The organism is Leifsonia sp. L25 (assembly GCF_050632895.1).
In genome coordinates this window covers 774,690-793,193 of sequence record NZ_JBODRZ010000003.1, presented here as the reverse complement: position 1 = coordinate 793,193, position 18,504 = coordinate 774,690, and the positions used below count along the sequence as shown (strand labels likewise).

At 73.0% G+C, this 18,504-nt stretch carries 15 protein-coding genes and 2 pseudogenes; 11 read left to right on the top strand and 6 right to left on the bottom strand.

From position 1 onward, the window contains the following. The first annotated feature begins 26 nt into the window (after positions 1-26). Complete coding sequence (locus tag ACRAWC_RS07705) at positions 27-866, top strand: isocitrate lyase/PEP mutase family protein (protein ID WP_431347197.1); 840 nt, start codon at positions 27-29, stop codon at positions 864-866. A 30-nt stretch (positions 867-896) separates the two neighbouring features. On the opposite strand, the pseudogene ACRAWC_RS07700 reads toward ACRAWC_RS07705, so the two are convergent. The 3 genes and pseudogenes from ACRAWC_RS07700 to ACRAWC_RS07690 form a co-directional block, all read right to left on the bottom strand. After that, a pseudogene (locus ACRAWC_RS07700) lies at positions 897-1,019 on the bottom strand (sigma factor); the annotation flags it as partial. Positions 1,020-1,060: 41 nt separating this feature from the next. Further along, positions 1,061-2,140, bottom strand: a complete 1,080-nt coding sequence (locus tag ACRAWC_RS07695) for a PrsW family intramembrane metalloprotease (protein ID WP_431347196.1) — start codon at positions 2,138-2,140, stop codon at positions 1,061-1,063. 16 nt (positions 2,141-2,156) lie between these two features. Next, positions 2,157-2,591 carry an SRPBCC family protein gene (locus tag ACRAWC_RS07690; protein ID WP_431347195.1) on the bottom strand — a complete coding sequence of 145 codons (435 nt, stop codon included), beginning with the start codon at positions 2,589-2,591 and terminating at the stop codon, positions 2,157-2,159. A gap of 594 nt (positions 2,592-3,185) precedes the next feature. On the opposite strand from ACRAWC_RS07690, the gene ACRAWC_RS07685 reads away from it, so the two are divergent. The 3 genes from ACRAWC_RS07685 to ACRAWC_RS07675 all read left to right on the top strand — a co-directional run bounded on the left by ACRAWC_RS07685 (position 3,186) and on the right by ACRAWC_RS07675 (position 6,894). Next, positions 3,186-3,767, top strand: a complete 582-nt coding sequence (locus ACRAWC_RS07685; protein ID WP_431347194.1) for an RNA polymerase sigma factor — start codon at positions 3,186-3,188, stop codon at positions 3,765-3,767. Positions 3,768-3,939: 172 nt separating this feature from the next. Next, complete coding sequence (locus ACRAWC_RS07680) at positions 3,940-4,527, top strand: hypothetical protein (RefSeq protein WP_431347193.1); 588 nt, start codon at positions 3,940-3,942, stop codon at positions 4,525-4,527. A 63-nt stretch (positions 4,528-4,590) separates the two neighbouring features. Further along, positions 4,591-6,894 carry an FUSC family protein gene (locus tag ACRAWC_RS07675; RefSeq protein WP_431347192.1) on the top strand — a complete coding sequence of 768 codons (2,304 nt, stop codon included), beginning with the start codon at positions 4,591-4,593 and terminating at the stop codon, positions 6,892-6,894. Here ACRAWC_RS07675 and ACRAWC_RS07670 read toward each other — a convergent pair. Both ACRAWC_RS07670 and ACRAWC_RS07665 read right to left on the bottom strand, forming a co-directional pair. Further along, positions 6,872-9,031 (bottom strand): bifunctional polysaccharide deacetylase/glycosyltransferase family 2 protein, encoded by a 2,160-nt coding sequence (locus ACRAWC_RS07670; RefSeq protein ID WP_431347191.1) that lies wholly within the window; start codon positions 9,029-9,031, stop codon positions 6,872-6,874. The genes ACRAWC_RS07675 and ACRAWC_RS07670 overlap by 23 nt on opposite strands. Next, on the bottom strand, positions 9,028-9,480 hold the full coding sequence (locus ACRAWC_RS07665) for a hypothetical protein (RefSeq protein ID WP_431347190.1): 453 nt from the start codon (positions 9,478-9,480) through the stop codon (positions 9,028-9,030). Before ACRAWC_RS07665 ends, ACRAWC_RS07670 begins: the two co-directional genes overlap by 4 nt. A gap of 234 nt (positions 9,481-9,714) precedes the next feature. On the opposite strand from ACRAWC_RS07665, the gene ACRAWC_RS07660 reads away from it, so the two are divergent. The 3 genes from ACRAWC_RS07660 to ACRAWC_RS07650 all read left to right on the top strand — a co-directional run bounded on the left by ACRAWC_RS07660 (position 9,715) and on the right by ACRAWC_RS07650 (position 12,356). Beyond that, on the top strand, positions 9,715-9,918 hold the full coding sequence (locus ACRAWC_RS07660) for a hypothetical protein (RefSeq protein ID WP_431347189.1): 204 nt from the start codon (positions 9,715-9,717) through the stop codon (positions 9,916-9,918). Beyond that, complete coding sequence (locus ACRAWC_RS07655; protein WP_431347188.1) at positions 9,915-10,892, top strand: hypothetical protein; 978 nt, start codon at positions 9,915-9,917, stop codon at positions 10,890-10,892. Before ACRAWC_RS07660 ends, ACRAWC_RS07655 begins: the two co-directional genes overlap by 4 nt. An 84-nt stretch (positions 10,893-10,976) precedes the next feature. Then, positions 10,977-12,356 (top strand): flavin monoamine oxidase family protein, encoded by a 1,380-nt coding sequence (locus ACRAWC_RS07650; protein WP_431347187.1) that lies wholly within the window; start codon positions 10,977-10,979, stop codon positions 12,354-12,356. Between the two features lie 433 nt (positions 12,357-12,789). Here ACRAWC_RS07650 and ACRAWC_RS07645 read toward each other — a convergent pair whose 3' ends face one another. Next, the gene (locus tag ACRAWC_RS07645) at positions 12,790-13,704 is read right to left on the bottom strand and encodes an aldose 1-epimerase family protein (protein WP_431347186.1); all 915 of its coding nucleotides are present in this window, start codon (positions 13,702-13,704) and stop codon (positions 12,790-12,792) included. A gap of 146 nt (positions 13,705-13,850) precedes the next feature. Here ACRAWC_RS07645 and ACRAWC_RS07640 point away from each other — a divergent pair. The 4 genes and pseudogenes from ACRAWC_RS07640 to ACRAWC_RS07625 all read left to right on the top strand — a co-directional run bounded on the left by ACRAWC_RS07640 (position 13,851) and on the right by ACRAWC_RS07625 (position 18,450). Then, a pseudogene (locus ACRAWC_RS07640) lies at positions 13,851-15,544 on the top strand (circularly permuted type 2 ATP-grasp protein). Continuing rightward, positions 15,544-16,470: an alpha-E domain-containing protein gene (locus ACRAWC_RS07635; protein ID WP_431349389.1), complete on the top strand. Its 927-nt coding sequence runs from the start codon at positions 15,544-15,546 to the stop codon at positions 16,468-16,470. Before ACRAWC_RS07640 ends, ACRAWC_RS07635 begins: the two are co-directional and overlap by 1 nt. Next, entirely contained in the window at positions 16,467-17,336 is an 870-nt protein-coding gene (locus ACRAWC_RS07630; protein ID WP_431347185.1) for a transglutaminase family protein, read from the top strand. Before ACRAWC_RS07635 ends, ACRAWC_RS07630 begins: the two co-directional genes overlap by 4 nt. A 121-nt stretch (positions 17,337-17,457) precedes the next feature. Then, positions 17,458-18,450 (top strand): D-alanine--D-alanine ligase family protein, encoded by a 993-nt coding sequence (locus ACRAWC_RS07625; protein ID WP_431347184.1) that lies wholly within the window; start codon positions 17,458-17,460, stop codon positions 18,448-18,450. Positions 18,451-18,504: the final 54 nt, after the last annotated feature.

Here is an 18,504-nt window from a genome sequence, read left to right as displayed (position 1 = left end):
TCCACCCAACGAGGGGAGCCCCACCCATGACCTTCCGTGACCTTGCCGCGTTCCGCGACCTGCACCACGGCGACCAGCCGCTCCTGCTGCCGAACGCGTGGGACGCCGGCTCCGCCATCGCCTTCGCCGCCGCCGGCTTCCCCGCGGTCGGCACCACCAGCTTCGGCGTGAACGCGTCCGCCGGCCGGCCCGACGCCGGCAGCGCCAGCCGGGACGACACGGTCGCGCTCGTCCACCGGATCGCCAGCCTCGACGTCTTCGTCACCGCCGACGTCGAAGACGGTTACAGCGACGATCCGGAGGAGGTGGCCGCCTTCGTCGCGGCGCTCGCGGAGGAGGGCGTGGTCGGGGTGAACCTGGAGGACTCCGCGGATGGCCACCTCGTCGACCCGGCGCTCCCCGCGGCCAAGATCGCGGCCGTCAAGCGGGAAGCCCCCGGCGTGTTCGTCAACGCGCGCGTCGACTCGTACTGGTTCCATCAGGACGACACGGTGGAGGCCGCCGCGACCCGTGCCGCGGCGTACGCGGACGCGGGCGCCGACGGGATCTTCGTCCCCGGCGTCACCGATCCGGCGACCATCGAGCGGCTCGCCGCGGCGATCCCGCTGCCGCTGAACGTCCTGGTCGTGCCCGGCCTCGGGCTGGACGACCTCCAGGTGCTCGGCGTCCGCCGGGTCAGCACCGGCTCGCTGCCGTACCGGGTGGCGATCGACGCGGCGGTGGACGCCGCGGAGGCGGTGCGCGACGGACGGGATGTGCCGGTCGCGACCTCGTACGCCGAGTCGCAGCAGCGGCTCATCGCGTTCGCTCAGCGCGCGGATGCCGACACCGACCGGCCCTCCAGCGCCGCGCGCCACCGCGGGTAGCGCGCCGCCCCTCACCCCGTAGCACCAGGTGGGGAGCGACACCTTGGCCGGGTCGAAGGAGTCGCGGGCGCGCCAGCTTCGCTCCAGGGCGTCCTGCATCGTGTCCTCCGCCCCGAACGGCGACCCGAGAGGCTGGCAGCAGAAGGACGTCAGCGCACGCCGGAGGCCGCTCAGCTCCGCCTCGTCGAATGCCGTCAGGCGTCGATCCTAGAGGGGCGGTCGACGGCGTCCCTGCTCCGGACGCGCCGCACGACGTACAGCCAGGTGAGCCCGCTCGCCGCCGCGAACAGCAGCGAGAGCAGCACCACGACGATCCCGGTCGCCGGGCCGAGGACGCGTACGGTCGCCGTCCACTGCAGCGCGTCGAACAGCCCGTGCGCCGCGGCGACGCCGAGGTACGCGGCCACGACGCCGAACGTGATCCGGAACCGTCCGTCCCGCGCAGCCCCGAACACCGCCGCGCCGAGCAGCGCGGAGAAGACCGGGTGCAGGAACGGTCCGCTCAGCTGACGGGCTGCCGTCGTGGTGAGGAAGAGCCCGATCCCCGCGCCGTCGGCCTGCCCGAGCGCGAACGACTGCTGCAGGTAGCCGAGGTTCTCGACCACGCTGAAGCCGAGGCCCACCGCCCCGCCGACGAACAGCCCGACCCGGGCGTTCTTCACCGGCAGCCGCAGGCAGAGCAGCACGGCGCAGAGCATCTTGACCAGCTCCTCCACCAGACCGGCGCAGGCGAGCACGGCGAGGCTGGGATGCAGCGAGGTCCCGCCGGCCGCGAGGTCGATGAGGCCCTCGACGGGCAGCACCAGCAGGGTCGCGACGGCGCCGCCGAGCAGGGCGACCGTGACGAGGCGCGGGACGCTGAGCCGGTCCTCCGGCCGCAGCTTGTAGGCCATCGTGTAGAAGATCGCGGCGGCCGCGGTGGCGCTGCCGGTGACCAGCAGGTACGGCGAGAGCACCGGCGGCGTGCCGTCGTGCGCGTGCGGGGAGAGGGCCGAGAAGAGGAGGCTGAGGCCGAACAGCCACAGCCACACCGCGGCGCTGCCCGCGACGATCAGCCAGCCGCCCCAGCGGCCCAGCCACTTGGTGCGGCGCGAGGAGGTGGTGGAGGTGGTGGAGACCGCCTGTACGCCGCCCACCCCCGGTGCGGTCGCGGCCTGCGCCCCGCTCGGCCACGTGTACCCCGTCCACGAGCCGCCGCTCCACCACCGGTACGTCGGCGCGGGGGTCGGGTCGGGATACCAGCCGGGCGGCGGCGGAGGGGGCAGGACGCTCATCCGATCAGGATAGGTATCAGCGACCCTCGATCGCCGCTTTGAGCTTCGGAAGCTGCCCGACCTCGGCCGTCATGGTCTTCTCGATCATCCCGTTCATCAGCCTCTTCAGCCCGGTCGGGGTGTAGTCGAGGGCGAACAGCACGCGCGTCCCTGTCCCGTCCGCGGTGAGCGTGTAGACGCCCTCGGGGCGCGCCGGCCCCGTGATGACCTCGAATCGCAGCTCCTGGCCTGGGACGGCGGACGTGATCCTGTAGTCGCCCGCGATCGGCCGTCCGCCCGGCCCGGTGAGCGTCTGCGCGTACACGGCGCCCTGCTCGCCGGACGACCCGCTGCGCAGCGAGATCTCCTTCACCCCGTCGCGCCAGCGCGGGTTGTTCCTGCCGTCGGCCAGGAACGCGTACACCTCCGCCGCGGGCCGGTCGATGGTGATGGTGCCCTCTGCGTGCGCCATGATGCTCCTTCGCTGCGCCGTCCCGTCGACGGCGTGTGCTGCCCAGATTATGGCTCGCGCGGAAAATCTTCCGCTCGCGCGTAACCTTTCCGGCCTCCCTGCGATTAAGTCACCGAGGGCGTCTGCCTTCCGGGGCACTGCCCCGCGTTCGTCCCGGATGCCAGGAAGGACCCGGATGCCCCTCTCGACCCCCGTCCCCACCTTCGCCGTCTTCGCCGCCCCCGCGAAGCCGGCGCCGGGGACGGGTGCCATCGCGGCGTGCTGTGCGACTTCGGTCGTCCCCGTGAAGTCCGCCGCCCATCGTCCCCGTGTCACCGCTCCGGCCGGCGTCCGCTTCGCGGAAGTCCCGGCCGGGCCGGAAGGAACCGCAGCGCCGACCCCCGGGGCGCGCGGATCCCGACCGGCCCGGCCGGGGCGCCGGCGGGCCCGCGGAAGGCGTAGACGATGGACCACCGCCTGCCGCGGGTTCGGGTTCTCGCGGCCGGCGGTGGTGATGGTGGCATCGCGCTGCGTGGCATCACACTTCGTGCCGGACCCGGTCTCCTCCCGTCGGAGTGGCTGATCCCGCTAGAGTGGCCGCGTGAGGCCCGGCCCGTGAAGGATCACGCGCACCGCGACACCGGCGGTACCGCCGCGCTGTTCACCGACGCCTACCGCACCCACGCGGCGTCGCTGCTGGCCTACCTCCGCTCTCAGGGCGTCGACGATCCGGAGGCCGTGACGCAGGATGTCTTCGTCGCCCTCTACCCGCGGCTGGAGTCGCTCTCCGGAGGGATGGACGGCCTCCGCGCCCTCCTCTTCACCATCGCGCACGCCCGGGTGGTCGACCACCACCGGCGGCGCTCCCGCGTCCCGGTCGCCGTCGCCTACGACCCGCTCACCGACACCCGCAGCACGCCGTCCGCCGAGGACGACGTCGTGCACGGGGACACCGGCGTCGCCGAACTTCTGAACCGACTCACCCCCGAGTACCGCGATGTCATCGCGCTCCGCATCCTGGCCGAGCTCACCATCGAGGAGGTCGCCCGGATCATGGGCCGCAGCCCCGGCGCGATCAAGCAGCTCCAGCGCCGGGCACTGCTCGCGCTGCGCCGTGAGGTCGCGGGCGGCGACGATGCGGCCGCGCTGGTCGAGGCCGCCTCGGATTCGGGCCGGGAACGGGAGGAGGTGCGATGACCGCGAATGCCGACGACCCGGTGCTGCGCCTCCTGTCAGAGGCCGGTCTGGAAGACGACCCCGCACTCACCGCCCTGCTCGGCGAGCTCGCGGCGACCACGGCCGACGAGCCGCCCACGCCCTCGCGGGACGTGGTGCGGCTGATGTCCGGCCGCCGCCCGGCCCGCTCGTCGTGGTTCGCCAGCCGCGGTACGCGGACGACCACGATCGTGCTCCTGGCCGCGGCGCTGGCCGGAGGGACGTCCGCCGCCGCTGCGGCGAGTCCCGCGTTCCACACGGTCGTCGGCGACGCCTTCTCGAGCCTGGCGAAGCTCGTCGGGCCCCCGCGCACCCGAAGCCGGCGTCGCAGGACCACGGAAGGGAGCCGCCGAAGACCGGAGGGGGCCACCAGGGCCCGGCGACCGGCTCCGGGACCGCCGAGGCCGGCGACGCCCCGGGCGGCCCGGTCTCCCCGCCGTCGAGCACGCAGAAGGACGCCGGCGAGCAGAAGGCGTCCTCCCCTGAAGCCGCGAACGGTGAAGCGGCGCAGACCGGCAGGCCGGCCCCGGGCGGCGAGGGCTCGACCACCGGCGAATCGGGCACGAGCAGCAACCGGAGCACGGGCGAGGGCGGCGACCAGGGAGAGTCCGGCGCGTCGTCGACGCAGAAGAAGGCCCCGGCGCGCTTCCAGCCGGCACCGTCGCCCGGGCCGTCTGCGGACAGTCCACCGGTCACCCAGGACGGCTCGTCGGGTTCCGGGGGCCAGGGCACCGGCCGCTGATCCGGTACCTCCGTGGGCGGCGCGGACCGGGCTAGGGTGTCCGGTGACGAGCGAGGAGGGCGGATGCGCGCGGCGGACTGGCTGAGGCGGCACGACCCCGACTTCGCCGCGCTGCGCCGTGCCGGCCGTGCGGCGATCGTCATGCCGTTGCTGTTCGCGTTCGGCAGCCTCGTCCTCCACGACGGTCAGGTCGCCACCTTCGCGGCGTTCGGCTCGTTCGCGATGCTGCTGCTCGTCGACTTCAGCGGGCCGCTCGTCGACCGGGTGCAGGCCCAGCTCGCGCTGGCGGTGGCGGGCGCAGTCCTCGTCTGCCTGGGGACCCTCGCGTCGCGGCCGGTCTGGCTGTCCGCCGTCGCGATGGCCGTGGTGGCGGTCGCCGTGCTCTTCTCGGGCTCGGTGAGCTCGGTCACGGCCTCGGCGAGCACCTCCCTGCTGCTGGCGTTCATCCTGCCGGTCACCCTCCCCGGGACCTTCGCCTCGATCGGGCCGCGCCTCCTCGGCTGGGGGATCGCGTCCGTCGTGGCCGTCATCGCGATCGTCGCGCTCTGGCCCGCGCCGGCGCGGGAGCCGCTGCGCGCGCCCGCGGTCGACGCCTGCCGGGCGCTCGCCGCGCGGTTGCGCGCCGAGGCCGCGGCGATGCTCCGCGCCGGCAGCCCCGACCTCGCGGCCGAGCGCGACCGGGCCATCGCGGAGGCCGATACGGCCGTCGACGCCCTGCACACCTCGTTCCTCCGCACGCCGTACCGGCCGACCGGGCTGAGCACGTCCGCGCGGACCATCGTGCGCCTGGTGGACGAGCTCAACTGGCTGAACTCCGTGATCGCCCAGTTCGACCACGTCACGATCACAGCCGCCACCCCGGGCCCTGTCCACATCGCCGCGTTCGAGGTGAAGAGCACGTCGGCGGCGGTGCTGGAGGAGGGCGCGACCCTCCTCGCGCAGCACAGCGGCGACCCTGCAGCCCTGGACGCCGCGCTCACCCTCCTGGTGGAGGCGCGCAACGGTGTGGAGGCCGCCACGATGGCGCTGCCGGCGGGACCCGACCCCGACGGCGGTCGCCGCGGCGCCGCCGAGGTCGTGACCGCGCTCGACCCGGGCTTCCGCGCGCAGGAGCTCGCCCAGGCGGTCGAGACCGTGGCCGGGAACATCGCGCTCACGGCGCGGGCGGAGCGGCGGAGCTGGTGGCAGCGCCTGCTGGGGCGCCAGCCCGGCGACCTGGCCGGACCGGTCGCCGCCGCGGCCGAGCGCGCGAGCGGGTTCATCGGCTGGAACTCGGTGTGGCTGCGCAACAGCATCCGTGGTGCGATCGCGCTCGGGCTCGCGGTGCTGCTCGCCAACCTCACCGGCGTGCAGCACTCGTTCTGGGTCGTCCTCGGCACGCTCTCCGTGCTCCGCTCCAACGCCCTCAGCACGGGCCAGACCGTGCTGCGCGGCGTGGTCGGCACCGCGGTCGGGGTGCTCCTCGGCGCGGTAGCCATGCTCGCCATCGGCGACAACCGCGTCGTGATCTGGGTACTGCTCCCGTTCGCCATCCTGGTGGCGGGCGTCGCGCCCGCCGCGATCTCGTTCGCCGCGGGGCAGGCGGCGTTCACCATCCTGCTGGTGCTTCTGTTCAACCTCATCGCGCCGTCCGGCTGGACGGTCGGCCTGATCCGCATCGAGGACATCGCGCTCGGCTGCGCCGTCAGCCTGGTCGTCGGGCTCCTGTTCTGGCCGCGGGGAGCGGCCGCCTCGCTGCGGCGGGCGCTGGCCGAGGCGTACCGGGAGAGCGTGCGCTACCTCGCCGCGGCGGTCGCCTTCGGGCTCGGACGCTGCGAGGCGAGCGCGGCCGAGCACCCCGAACCCCGGCAGCAGGCACTCCGGGCGGCCGCCGCCGCGCGCCAGCTGGACGACGCCTTCCGCACCTACCTGGGCGAGCGCGGGAGCAAGCAGCGTCCGCTCGCCGAGGTGTCGGCGTCGGTCGGCGGTGTCGCCGGCGTCCGGCTGGCGAGCGACGCCATCCTCGACCTCTGGCGCCGGCAGGAGACCGCCGGAGCCGGGGATCGAGGACGGCATCGGGAGGACGCCCGCCGGTCCCTGGAGGACTCCCTCGCCCGGCTCGACGGCTGGTACGAGGAGCTGGCGTCCAGCCTGGTCGCACGGGAGCCGCTTCCCGCGCCGGTGCCGGCGGATCCGGAGGACCGACGCCGGCTGGCGGACGTCGTGGCGGACGACCTCGGCGACAGCACCGGCCACATCGTCGCGCAGGCCGTCCGGATCTACTGGACGGGCGACTATCTCGACATCGTGCGCCGCCTGGAGTCGGTGATCGTCGGACCGGTGGACGCACTGGGCGACGACTTGGTCAGCTCCCGACGGTCTCGGTGACGGGCCCGGCCGCAGCGGACCGTGCCACGTCCCCGCCCGGCACGCTCAGCGAGCCGTAGCGCTCCATCCGGTGCCAGCGCAGGTGCAGCCCGGCGGCCGCCGTGACCACCGACTGGATGACGACCAGGTACATGAGCTGCCGGTAGACCACCTGCTGCAAGGGCAGCGTCCACAGCGGCTTCAGCGGCTCTTTGTCGATCCGGAAGGCGTAGCACGCCATCCCGAACTGCAGCGCGAGGAAGGCCAGCCACAGTGCGACGATCCGCACCGGGTCGAGGAAGATCAGGCCGTAGATCGCGAAGAGGTCGACGACCGGGGCGAAGAGCGGCAGCAGCACCTGGAGCAGGAGCAGGTAGACCAGCCCCCGCCGACCGAGCTTGCCGGCCTGGCCGCCCTGGACCAGGGCGCCGCGGTGCTTCCACATCGCCTGGATTGTTCCGTAGCACCAGCGGTAGCGCTGCCGCCACAGCGCGCCGAGCGACGCCGGCGCTTCGGTCCAGGCGCGCGCGGAATCGCGGTACACGACCCGCCAGCCGTCGCGGCAGAGGGCCATCGTGAGGTCGGTGTCCTCGGCGAGCGTGTCCTCGCTGACGCCGCCGACGCCGCGCAGGGCCGACGCCCGGAACGCGCCGATCGCGCCCGGCACGGTCGGCATGCACTCGGCGAGGTCGAAGAGCCGGCGGTCGAGGTTGAACCCGACGACGTACTCGATGTGCTGCCAGGCGCCGAGGATGCCCTCCCGGTTGACGATCTTCGTGTTCCCGGAGACCGCGCCGACGGCCGGGTCCGCGAACGGCTGGACGAGCGCATGAACCGTGCCTGGCTCGAAGACGGTGTCGCCGTCGACCATCACGACGATGTCGTGTCGCGCGACGCGCAGGCCGGTGTTCAACGCGGCCGGTTTGCCGGCGTTGGCCTGCCGGATGACCGTGACCGGCAGGCCGAGGGATTCGACGATGTCGGCGGTGCCGTCTGTGGAGCCGTCGTCGACGACGATCACCTCCACCGGATGCGTGGACGCGACGATCGACCGCACGGCGGCCTCGATCCCGGCCGCCTCGTTGTATGCGGGCACGATCACGCTCACCGGCTCGGTCACCTCCGGGAGGACGGGCGCCGTCGCGCCGTGCCGGCCCCGGTTGAGCCTGCGATGGCGGACGGCGGTGAGCATGACCAGCAGAGCGCGGAGCACCATGACGACGCCGCTCACGACCAGCGCGACGGTGATCGCGTTCACCGCCAGGCCGCTCAGCCGGATGCCCCAGACGGTCATCCCGGCCGTGATCTTGTCGGCCGGCGTGGCCTCGGCCGCCGTCCGCCCGAGACCGACCGCGTCGCCGACGGTCGTGACGGTGTAGCCCTCGGCGTCGAGCCGCGTCAGGGCCGCGTCCAGCGCCCGGACGGTCTCGCTGCGGTCGCCGCCGCCGTCGTGAAGCAGGACGACCTGACCGGACCCGTCGGTGGGCACGATCGCGCGCTCGATCGCTGCGACGCCCGGGCGCCGCCAATCCTCGCCGTCCCTCGTGGACAGCACCGTGAGGTAACCGTCGTTCCCCGCGGACCGGATCGCGGACCACATCCCGTCCGTGACGGCGGCGTTCTCGGAACTGTACGGCGGGCGCAGGAGGGAGGTCGTCCGGCCCGTCGCGTCGACGATCGCCTGCTGGGCGCCTTGCAGCTCCAGGCGCTGCCGCCACGCCGGGGCGCTGCTCAAGTCCAGGTGTGTGAGGGTGTGGACGCCGACCTCGTCGCCCGCTGCGGCCACTGCGCGGACGAGCTCGGGATGCGCGATGGCCGCCGTCCCGACCATGAAGAACGTGGCGTGCGCGTGGTGCGCGCGCAGCACCGCGAGGATCTGCGGAGTCCAGCGCGGGTCGGGACCGTCGTCGAAGGTGAGCGCGACGGTGCGTGCGCGCGGGCCTCCGGTGCGCGGCGTCGCGCCGCGCGGGTCGATGACGGGGCCGCCGTGGCCCACGCTCGCGGGCACGTGGGCGGCCGAGCCGCCGGCGACGGCCGCGTCGTCCCCGATCCCGGCGAGGTGCTGGGTGTAGCCCTGGACGAGCAGGGCGACCGACAGCGCGAGGAGGACCGCCGCCAGCACGACCCAGTGCGCCCGGGCGGAGGCGCGGCGGGTCACGGGTGCGGCTTCTTGGACTGGCCGGGAGCGGTCGCGCTCTTGCCAGGGCCGGTCGGCGACGGGGACGGAGACGGCGAGGAGGCGGACGTGCTCGGCGGCGGAGCGGACGTGGCGGGAGGCGTTGCCGGTGCCACGGCGACGGCCGGCTCCTGGCCCGGCGGCGGAGCGGGGGTCGCTGACGGCACCGGAGCCGGACCGGGCGCGGACGTCGGCGCGGCGCGGTGCGCGGCCGCCTGAGGGGCGGAGGCGACGAACGGCAACGACGGCAGCCCGAGCTGAGGTCCTCCCGCGAAGACCGTCAGCACCAGCCCCACGTAGAGTCCGATGGCGCCGAGGACGGCGATCCCGATCACCCGGACGCGGCGCAGCCGACGGCCGGACGGGTCGACGAAGACCGGACCGTCGGCCCGATGCCGACGGTGCGCTCTGGTCATGTCACGGCCCGCCACGATCGAGAATTCTAGGCGACGACGCCTCCGCGCGACCTCCATTCGGGGGACATGCGCTGAGACGTCGCTCAGCGTCGCGATTCGGCACGAATGTCGCGAATCGCGCCGCGATACCCCGCATTCGGCGCGAATGTCGCAGTGGTAAGGCGCGTGTAGCCGAGCGCGCACGTGCGGCGTTACATTGTGCGCGACGTCGACCGGTCGGGTCGCGCGGGAGTGCGGAAGGTGATCGGGATGAGCGCCAAGGACCGGGTCCGGCCGACGTTCGGCGGCCTCAGCGCGCCCGCGCGGCTCACCGTCGAGGGGGCCGGCATCGTGGTCGGCGCGGTCGCGTTCGTGCTCGCCGGCGTCGTGGCGCTGCTCCTGTTCTGGGGGCACACCCTCCCGATCGCGGGGCCGAACTCGGTCGGCCAGTTCGTCGCGATCGCGGCGGGGTGATCGCCTTCCTCGCCTACGTCGCAGGGCGGCTCTGGCGGCGCGAGGGCCTGACCCCGTTCCAGACGGCCGGCTCCCGGGAGAACGCGCGGGAACCTCGGTCGCAGGCTCCCTCGGCGCCGGGGTCGCGGTATCGCTCCGCGTTGCCCGTGAGCTCCACCGCGGGCGTCGACATCTTCGACACGTTCGCGATCGCGCTGGCCCACGGCATCCTTGCGTTGCTCGGCTGGCTGGTGCTCGGCGCAGTGCTCGCCGACGGTTTCCAGGACGCCACGGTCTACTTCCTGTCGGCGACCGTGCTCGCGGGGGCCGCGACCGGGGTGACCGCCTACGCCGTGTTCCTCTCGGCCGCCGGGATGGACCTGATGCGACTCTCCACCGTGCTCGCGGCGTTCGCGGTCGTCGGCATCCTCGCCTCGATGCTCAGCGCCCCCGACCCGCACTGGTGGATGAAGCATCTGAGCGCCCTCGGGATGTCGCAGAGCGTCTCCTCGCTCACCTTCAACCTCACGCTCATCGTGACGGGCGTGATCGTGACCGCGATCGCGCGCTACGCCACTGACGCCCGCGGAATCGCGGACCCGCAGCGGCACTCGGCGGTGCTGCGCGTCCGCGTGGGACTCATCCTGATCGGCGTGCTGCTGGCCTGCGTCGGCATCTTCACGCTGAACATCTCGATCCTCCTGCACAATGTGTCGGCGGTCGGCATGGTCGTCGTCTTCGCGCTCGTCGTCTTCTGGGTGCGCGGCGCGCTGCCGGCCGCGCCGCAGGCGTTCTTCGTGCTCGGGTACGTCTTCTTCGCCACGATCGTGGCCGTTCTGGTGCTGTTCGCCGTCGGCTACTACGTGCTCACGGCCGCGGAGCTTGTGGCGGGCGTCCTGGTCTTCGGCTGGCTCATCGTCTACCTGCGGGTGACCGGCGCCGCGACGGCGGAGCCGCGCACCGAGCAGCAGAACGTACACGTCGTCGAGGGGTGACTCGGCTCTTCGACACCGTGTACAGGATGAGGCGTTCCGTGCCCGCCTAGCATCCTCGTGAACCCCGATGGAGGAGTGATAGCCATGAACAGCATCGAACGTGACGTCGTCATCGTCGGCGCTGGAGCCTCCGGCCTCACGGCCGCGACGGAACTGACGAAGGCCGGCCTGAGCGTCGCCGTGCTGGAGGCCCGCGACCGCGTGGGCGGCCGGCTCTGGACGAACGACATCGACGGCGCGACGCTGGAGATCGGCGGCCAGTGGGTCTCGCCCGACCAGGACGCCCTGATCGGCACCCTGGAGGAGCTGGGACTGGAGACCTACTCCCGCTACCGCGAGGGCATCAACATCTACCTCGGAGAGAACGGCGCCCGCCGCACCTTCGAGGGCGAGATCTTCCCCGTCGCCCCGGCGACCGAACAGGAGATCGTCGGCCTGATCGAGCGGCTCGACGCCCTCGTCGCCGAGATCGACCCCGACCGGCCGTGGGAGCACCCGCAGGCCAAGGAGCTGGACGAGATCTCGTTCCGCCGCTGGCTGGAGACGCAGACCGACGACGAGGAGGCGCGCCTCAACATCGGCATGTTCATCGCGGGCGCCATGCTCACCAAGCCGGCGCACGCCTTCTCGGCGCTCCAGGCCCTGCTCATGGCAGCCAGCGCCGGCAGCTTCAGCAACCTGGTCGACGCCGACTTCATCCTCGACAAACGGGTGAAGGGCGGCCTCCAGCAGGTGCCGCTGCTGCTCGCCGAGCGACTGGGCGACGATGTCCACCTGAACGCACCGGTGCGCACCCTGCGCTGGGACGCCGAGGGCACGGGCTCCGGCGTCACCGCGATCACCGACGACCTGGAGGTGCACGCCCGGTTCGCGATCCTGGCCGTGCCGCCCGTGCTCATCAGCCGGATCTCCTACGACCCGCCGCTGCCGCGCCGCCAGCAGCAGCTGCACCAGCACCTCTCGATGGGGTTCGTCATCAAGGTGCACGCCGTCTACGAGACGCCGTTCTGGCGCGACCTCGGCTACAGCGGCACGGCCTTCAGCCCGTACGAGCTCGTGCACGAGGCGTACGACAACAGCTACGACGGCGACCCCCGCGGCACCCTGGTCGGCTTCGTCTCCGACGAGTCCGCAGACGACGTCTTCCGGCTGAGCCCCGAGGAGCGCAAGGCGCGCATCCTCGAGTCGCTGTCGCACTACTACGGCGTGCAGGCGCTGAGCCCGGTCGTGTACTACGAGAGCGACTGGGGCAGCGAGGAGTGGACGCGCGGCGCCTATGCCGCCAGCTTCGACATGGGCGGCCTGGCCCGCTACGGCGCCGACCTCCGCACGCCGGTCGGCCCTATCCACTTCTCCTGCAGCGACCTGGCGGGCAAGGGCTACCAGCACGTGGACGGCGCGATCCGCGTCGGCCGCGACACCGCTGCGGCGATCGTGGCCGCGCTGCAGCCCGCCGGGAGCTAGCCGGCGACGGGCTGCTCGGAGCCCCCCAGACCGCGCGCGGCCAGTCGTGGATGGCCGCGCGCACCACTCCGGCCGGCCGGGACGCGCACCGTCGTGGGATGCGCGCCCCGGCCGCCGGGACACCGCTAAATGCATGCATAGCATCCCCGAAGTCTGTGAAATCTCTCATCGAGCATGTATCGTCTAATCACGAGCACCGTGAAGCATCCGGTGGCTCCGTGGTAGACGGAAAGCGGGAACGGGTACCCGCCTCCGTCGTGACGCCACGCTGCTCCTAGTGCAGCCATTCGATGCCCCCAGCCGGGTCGGGTTCCGCTGGGGGCATCACCCGTTAAGGCGCCACGCAACGTCCCGATCGCGCGCCTGAACAGGGTCGCAACACGCCGCCATCCGCAGCGGATAGCGGCGTGTTGCGACCCCTGTGGGGCGGGGCTCACAGCGCCCGGATCGTCCATCCCGCCGACGCAGACTCCCCGGGCTGCAGCACGATGAGGTCCGTCCCGGAGTTGAACGCGTCGGGCGGGCAGGTCATCGGCTCGACCGCCAGGCCGAGGCGGTTGAGCTCCGGGATGTCGCGGTCCGCCGTGTGCACCTGCACCCACGGGCACGCCGCGTCCCAGGTCATCGCGACACCGGTGCCCTCCCTGGCCGTCAGCGAGACCCTCGCGGTGCCGTCGGCGTCGCGGCGCAGCCCGGTGAAGGCGTGGTCGATGAACGTGTCCGCGATCGGGCGCGCCGCGCGGAAGTCGAAGGGGCCGCCCATCACGTCGGCGAGGCCCGCCGGGATCAGCCGGTCCTCGGTCACCGTGAGCACCCGGTCGGCCGGGAGGTCGAGCGTCCAGTCGTCCACCCGGCCCTCGCCCGCCACGAGGTACGGGTGCGGTCCGGTGCCCCACGGCGCCGCCGAGGTTCCGGTGTTGGTGCCCGTGACCGTGGTGTGGAGGCCGTCGTCATCCAGCAGGAACGCGACGGCGACTTCGACGCGGTGCGGGTAGCCGTCCTGCGCTTCGATCGTCGCGGCGAGCGTCACGCTGTCGGCCGCGCGGTCGATGGCGGTGAAGTCGAGCCAGGTGGCGAGGCCGTGCAGGGCGTGCCCGCGGGCGGGCTCGGTGAGCGCGAGCTGCTGCTCCGTCCCGTCGAAGGTGTACCGGCCGTCGACGACCCGGTTGGGCCACGGCGCCAGCGTCGCGCCGCGGAACGCCGGCCGCACCTCGTCGGCGCTGAAGGGCACCACCAGGGGCCTGCCGTCGAACTCCAGTGTGCGCAGGGAGGCGCCGACCGACGCGATGGTCGCGTGGTAGTCGCCCGCGGTCAACCCGAAGTGCGTGCCCGAAATCGGAATGCTCATCCGCCCATTCTGTCGGCAATCCGCGAGTACGCACGAATTCCGTCGAAAACCGCCGGGTCCACGGACAATCCGCGTACGCGACGGGTTGTGACGTACGCGAAACGTGGGGAAATCTGCGGGTAACCGACGGTCGGTAGCGTCCAGGGATGGGTGATCTGTTCGGCGGGTACGGCACGCAGGCCGCGCGACGGCGACGGGGCCGCCCCGCGCCGTTCGACGAGATGTTCGCCGATGTCCGCGGCGCCGTCGGCGAGCGCACCCGCCCCGCCTACCGCGAGCTGTTCGCGGCGCTGGCTGCGCTCACGCAGGAGGAGCTCCGCGGCCGCACCGATGCGCTCGCCAGCTCGTACCTCGCGCAAGGGGTCACGTTCGACTTCGCGGGGGAGGAGCGGCCGTTCCCGCTCGACGCGGTCCCGCGGGTGATCGAGCAGGCCGAGTGGTCGCGGATCGAGGGGGTGTCAAGCAGCGCGTCCGGGCGCTGGAGGCGTTCCTGAGCGACGTCTACGGCGCGCAGAACGCGGTACGCGACGGCGTCATCCCGGCCGGGCTGATCACCTCGTCGGCCCACTTCCACCGCGCGGCCGCCGGGGTGGAGAGCGCCAACGGGGTGCGCATCCACGTCTCGGGCATCGACCTGATCCGCGACGAGCAGGGCGGCTGGCGGGTGCTGGAGGACAACGTCCGGGTGCCGAGCGGCGTCTCGTACGTGATCTCCAACCGCCGCGTGATGGCGCAGACGCTGCCCGAGCTGTTCACGTCGATGCGTGTGCGCCCCGTCGGCGACTACCCGTACCGGCTGCTGCAGGCGCTCAAGGCGAGCGCGCCCGGAGGCATGGAGAACCCGAACGTCGTCGTCCTCACCCCGGGCGTCTACAACTCCGCCTACTTCGAGCACACCCTGCTCGCCCGGCTGATGGGGGTGAAGCTGGTGGAGGGCCGCGACCTGTTCTGCTCCGGCGGCTCGGTGTGGATGCGCACCACCTCCGGCCCGCAGCGGGTCGACGTGATCTATCGCCGGATCGACGACGACTTCATCGACCCGCTGCAGTTCCGGGTCGACTCCGTGCTCGGGACTCCCGGGCTGATGCTCGCCGCGCGGCTCGGCACGGTGACGATCGCCAACGCGGTCGGCAACGGCGTCGCCGACGACAAGCTCGTCTACACCTACCTGCCCGACCTGATCCGCTACTTCTTGGCCGAGGAGCCGGTCCTCCCGAACGTCGACACCTGGCGGCTGGAGGAGCCGGACGCCCTGGCCGAGGTGCTTGACCGGCTGGACGAGCTGGTCGTGAAGCCCGTCGACGGCTCCGGAGGCAAGGGGCTCGTGATCGGACCGGACGCCGACCGGAAGGAGCTGGCCCGGCTGCGGGCCCGGCTGGTCGCCGACCCGCGCGGCTGGATCGCGCAGCCGGTGGTGCAGCTCTCCACCATCCCCACGCTCGTGGACGACGGGATGCGGCCTCGGCACGTCGACCTGCGGCCGTTCGCGGTGAACGACGGCCGGGATGTCTGGGTTCTGCCGGGCGGGCTGACGCGCGTGGCGCTCGCCGAGGGGCAGCTCGTCGTCAACAGCAGTCAGGGCGGCGGCTCGAAGGACACCTGGGTGGTGGGGGTGGCCGCCCTGGGGGAGCACAGTGCGGGCGCACCGGCTGCCCAGGACGAGCCGGGGCCACGCGCGACGCAGCCGGTCGAGCCCCGGAACGTGTCCGGCCTGGTCGCCGACCAGGCCGCAGCGCCTGCGCTGCCCGCTCCCGACCATTCGCGGGAGGACGCGCCGCGCACCGACCAGCAGCAACAGCAGCAGCAGCAGCAGGCGGCCTCGCGAACGGAGGCGGAGTGATGCTCAGCAGGATCGCCTCTTCCCTCTTCTGGATCGGCCGCTACATCGAGCGCAGCGACGGCACCGCGCGCATCCTCGACGTCCACCTGCAACTGCTGCTGGAGGACCCCTGGATCGACGAGGACACCGCCTGCCGGTCGCTGCTCGGCGTGATGGGGTCCGCCGCCGCGGACGGTCCGATCGCGCGGGAGGACGTCCTGCGCCTCCTCGCCGTCGACCGGGGCACCGCGGCCTCCATCGCCTACTCACTGGGCGCCGCGCGCGAGAACGCCCGGCGCGCAAGGGAGATCGTCTCGACCGAGCTGTGGGAGTGCCTCAACACGACGGCCGCACGGGTCCCGCGGCGGGTGACCAGCGACAAGGTGCACGAGTTCTTCACCTGGGTGCGCGATCGCACAGCGCTCGCCGTCGGGATCATGGACTCCGGCGCCAGCCGCGACGAGGCCTGGCACTTCTTCACTCTCGGCCGCAGCCTCGAGCGCGCGGACATGACCGCCCGGTTGCTCGCGACCCGCTCCCTGACCGAGGCCAGCGGCCCGAGCTGGACGACCATCCTGCGCTCGTGCGGCGCCTACGAGGCGTACCTGCGGACGTACCGCGGCGTGCCCTCTGCACGCAACGCGGCGGAGTTCCTGCTGCACGACCGGCTGTTCCCGCGATCGATCCTCTACGCGATCACGCGCGCCGTGGAGAGTCTGCGCGACATCGAGCCCCGGCACGAGCGCGCGGGGGTCTCCGACCGGGCCGTCCGGCTGCTCGGTCAGGTGCAGAGCGAGCTGGAGTTCCGGCCGGTCGCGGAGGTGCTCGACGACCTCCCCGCGCACATGTCCGTCATCCAGGAGGCGACCAGCGCGGCGACGTCCGCGATCACCCGGCGCTACTTTCCAGAGAGCACGGCGCCGAGCTGGACGGGGGAGCGGGGATGAAGCGGCTGCGGGTGACCCATTCGACCGGGTACCGGTACGGCGGGGAGGTGTCGGCCTCCTACAACGAGGCGCGGATGCTGCCGGCCTCCGGCGCACGCCAGCTCGTGCTGCACTCCGCACTCGACGTTGAGCCGGTGTCGTCGCACCACCAGTACACCGACTACTGGGGAACGCGCGTGCTGGCCTTCGACGTGCTGAACCCGCATCGCGAGCTGACGCTCACGGCGACCAGCCTGGTGGAGGTCCTGGACGCCGAGCACGACGCCGTGCACGGCGGCGAGCACGCGCCGGGCCCGCTCGGCTGGGAGGCGTTCGCCGAGGCGGTGGCGCGGTCGGGGGAGTGCGTGCAGCAGCTCCGGCAGACGCCGCTGACCGAGCCTCCCGCCTCGCTGGTCGCGCTGGCGGCGTCGGTGGCCGGCGGGGCCGGTGATCCGTGCACCGTCGCGCACGCCATCGCCGCGGCGATCGGGGAGGCGATGACCTACGAGAGCGGGGTCACCGGCGTGCGAACCACGGCCCGGGAGGCCTGGGAGGCGCGCGGCGGCGTCTGCCAGGACATCGCCCACGTCGCGATCGGGGCGCTCCGCTCTGCCGGCATCCCGGCGCGGTACGTGTCCGGTTACCTGCACCCGAAGGCCGACGCGGCGGTGGGGGAGACAGTGGTGGGCGAGTCGCACGCCTGGGTCGAGTGGTTCTGCGGCGGCTGGCACGGCTACGACCCGACGAACGGCGTCGGGATCGGGGACCGGCACGTGCGCGTCGGCCACGGCCGCGACTACGCTGACGTTGCACCGCTGCGCGGCGTGTACTCCGGCGCTGCCGGCTCGGAGCTCTTCGTCTCCGTCTCCATCACGCGCGAGGCCTGACCCCGACCCAAGCCCCTCCGCCCCCATCATCGCCACCCGCCGAGTACGCGAAGAACCAGGCCGAGACGCTCGAGTACGCGGATTGTTCGCGTGTCCGGCGGGTTGTGGGTACCGTGGCGGGATGCGGATCGCAGTGCTGTTCGGAGGCTCCAGCGAGGAGCGGGACGTTTCGATCGCGAGCGCGGCGCCGGTGGTGCGCGCGCTCCGCGGTCTCGGTCACGACGTGCTGGCCGTCGACACCGCCTCCGGCGCCCTCGATGCGGCCGCCGAGGCGCGCGTCCTGACCGGCGGGGTCGGCGTCGCGCCTCCCGAGTCGACGGCGCTCGCACGGCTGGCCGACGCCGGGAGCGCGCTGCGGCTGCCCGCGGAGGTCGTCGGCGTCGACTTGGTGTTCCTCGCCCTGCACGGCGGCTCGGGGGAGAACGGGGAGCTGCAGGCGCTCCTCCAGCTCGCCGGCATCCCGTACACCGGTTCGGGCCCGCTCGGCAGCGGGCTGGCGATGGACAAGGAGCTCACCAAGCGAGTGCTCCTCCAGGCAGGGGTGCGCACGCCGGACTGGGTCCTCGACCCGCTCGAGCCGGGCGCCGGGGCGGCGGAGCTCGGACTGCCGGTCGTCGTGAAGCCGAACGCACAGGGCTCCACGGTCGGGCTGAGCATCGTGCGCGACCCGGACGAGTTGGAGGCGGCGGTCGAGAGGGCGGCCGCGTTCGGCTCGGTGCTCCTGGAGCGCTTCGTGCCCGGGCGCGAGCTGACGGTCGGCGTGCTCGGCGACGAGGCGCTCGCCGTGGGGGAGATCGCGGTCGACCCGGAATCGGCGTTCACCTACGGCGACAAGTACCAGCCGGGCGCGGTGTCGGAGACGTTCCCGGCCGACGTGCCGGCCGAGGTCGCGGCGGAGGCCAGGGCGGCGGCGCTGACCGCACACAGGGCACTGCGCCTCTCCGGCTACAGCCGGACGGATTTCCGGCTCGACCGGGAGGGTGTCCTCTGGACGATCGAGGTCAACTCCCTGCCCGGCCTGACCGCGACCAGCCTGCTCCCGCAGTCGGCGGCGGCGGTGGGGATCGGGTACGCAGAGCTCTGCCGGCGGATCTGCGACCTGGCGCTGCGCTGACCCGTTCGTACCTGAACGACCGGTAACGATCGGCCCGCCCGGGGTTGTCTGGCG

Bases quoted from the DNA above. Each gene is read 5' to 3' on its own strand.
- ACRAWC_RS07635 (WP_431349389.1), top strand. From the start codon at position 15,544: ATGCTCAGCAGGATCGCCTCTTCCCTCTTCTGGATCGGCCGCTACATC.
- ACRAWC_RS07650 (WP_431347187.1), top strand. From the start codon at position 10,977: ATGAACAGCATCGAACGTGACGTCGTCATCGTCGGCGCTGGAGCCTCC.
- ACRAWC_RS07690 (WP_431347195.1), bottom strand. From the start codon at position 2,591: ATGGCGCACGCAGAGGGCACCATCACCATCGACCGGCCCGCGGCGGAG.
- ACRAWC_RS07695 (WP_431347196.1), bottom strand. From the start codon at position 2,140: ATGAGCGTCCTGCCCCCTCCGCCGCCGCCCGGCTGGTATCCCGACCCG.
- ACRAWC_RS07625 (WP_431347184.1), top strand. From the start codon at position 17,458: ATGCGGATCGCAGTGCTGTTCGGAGGCTCCAGCGAGGAGCGGGACGTT.
- ACRAWC_RS07630 (WP_431347185.1), top strand. From the start codon at position 16,467: ATGAAGCGGCTGCGGGTGACCCATTCGACCGGGTACCGGTACGGCGGG.
- ACRAWC_RS07660 (WP_431347189.1), top strand. From the start codon at position 9,715: ATGAGCGCCAAGGACCGGGTCCGGCCGACGTTCGGCGGCCTCAGCGCG.
- ACRAWC_RS07675 (WP_431347192.1), top strand. From the start codon at position 4,591: ATGCGCGCGGCGGACTGGCTGAGGCGGCACGACCCCGACTTCGCCGCG.
- ACRAWC_RS07705 (WP_431347197.1), top strand. From the start codon at position 27: ATGACCTTCCGTGACCTTGCCGCGTTCCGCGACCTGCACCACGGCGAC.
- ACRAWC_RS07645 (WP_431347186.1), bottom strand. From the start codon at position 13,704: ATGAGCATTCCGATTTCGGGCACGCACTTCGGGTTGACCGCGGGCGAC.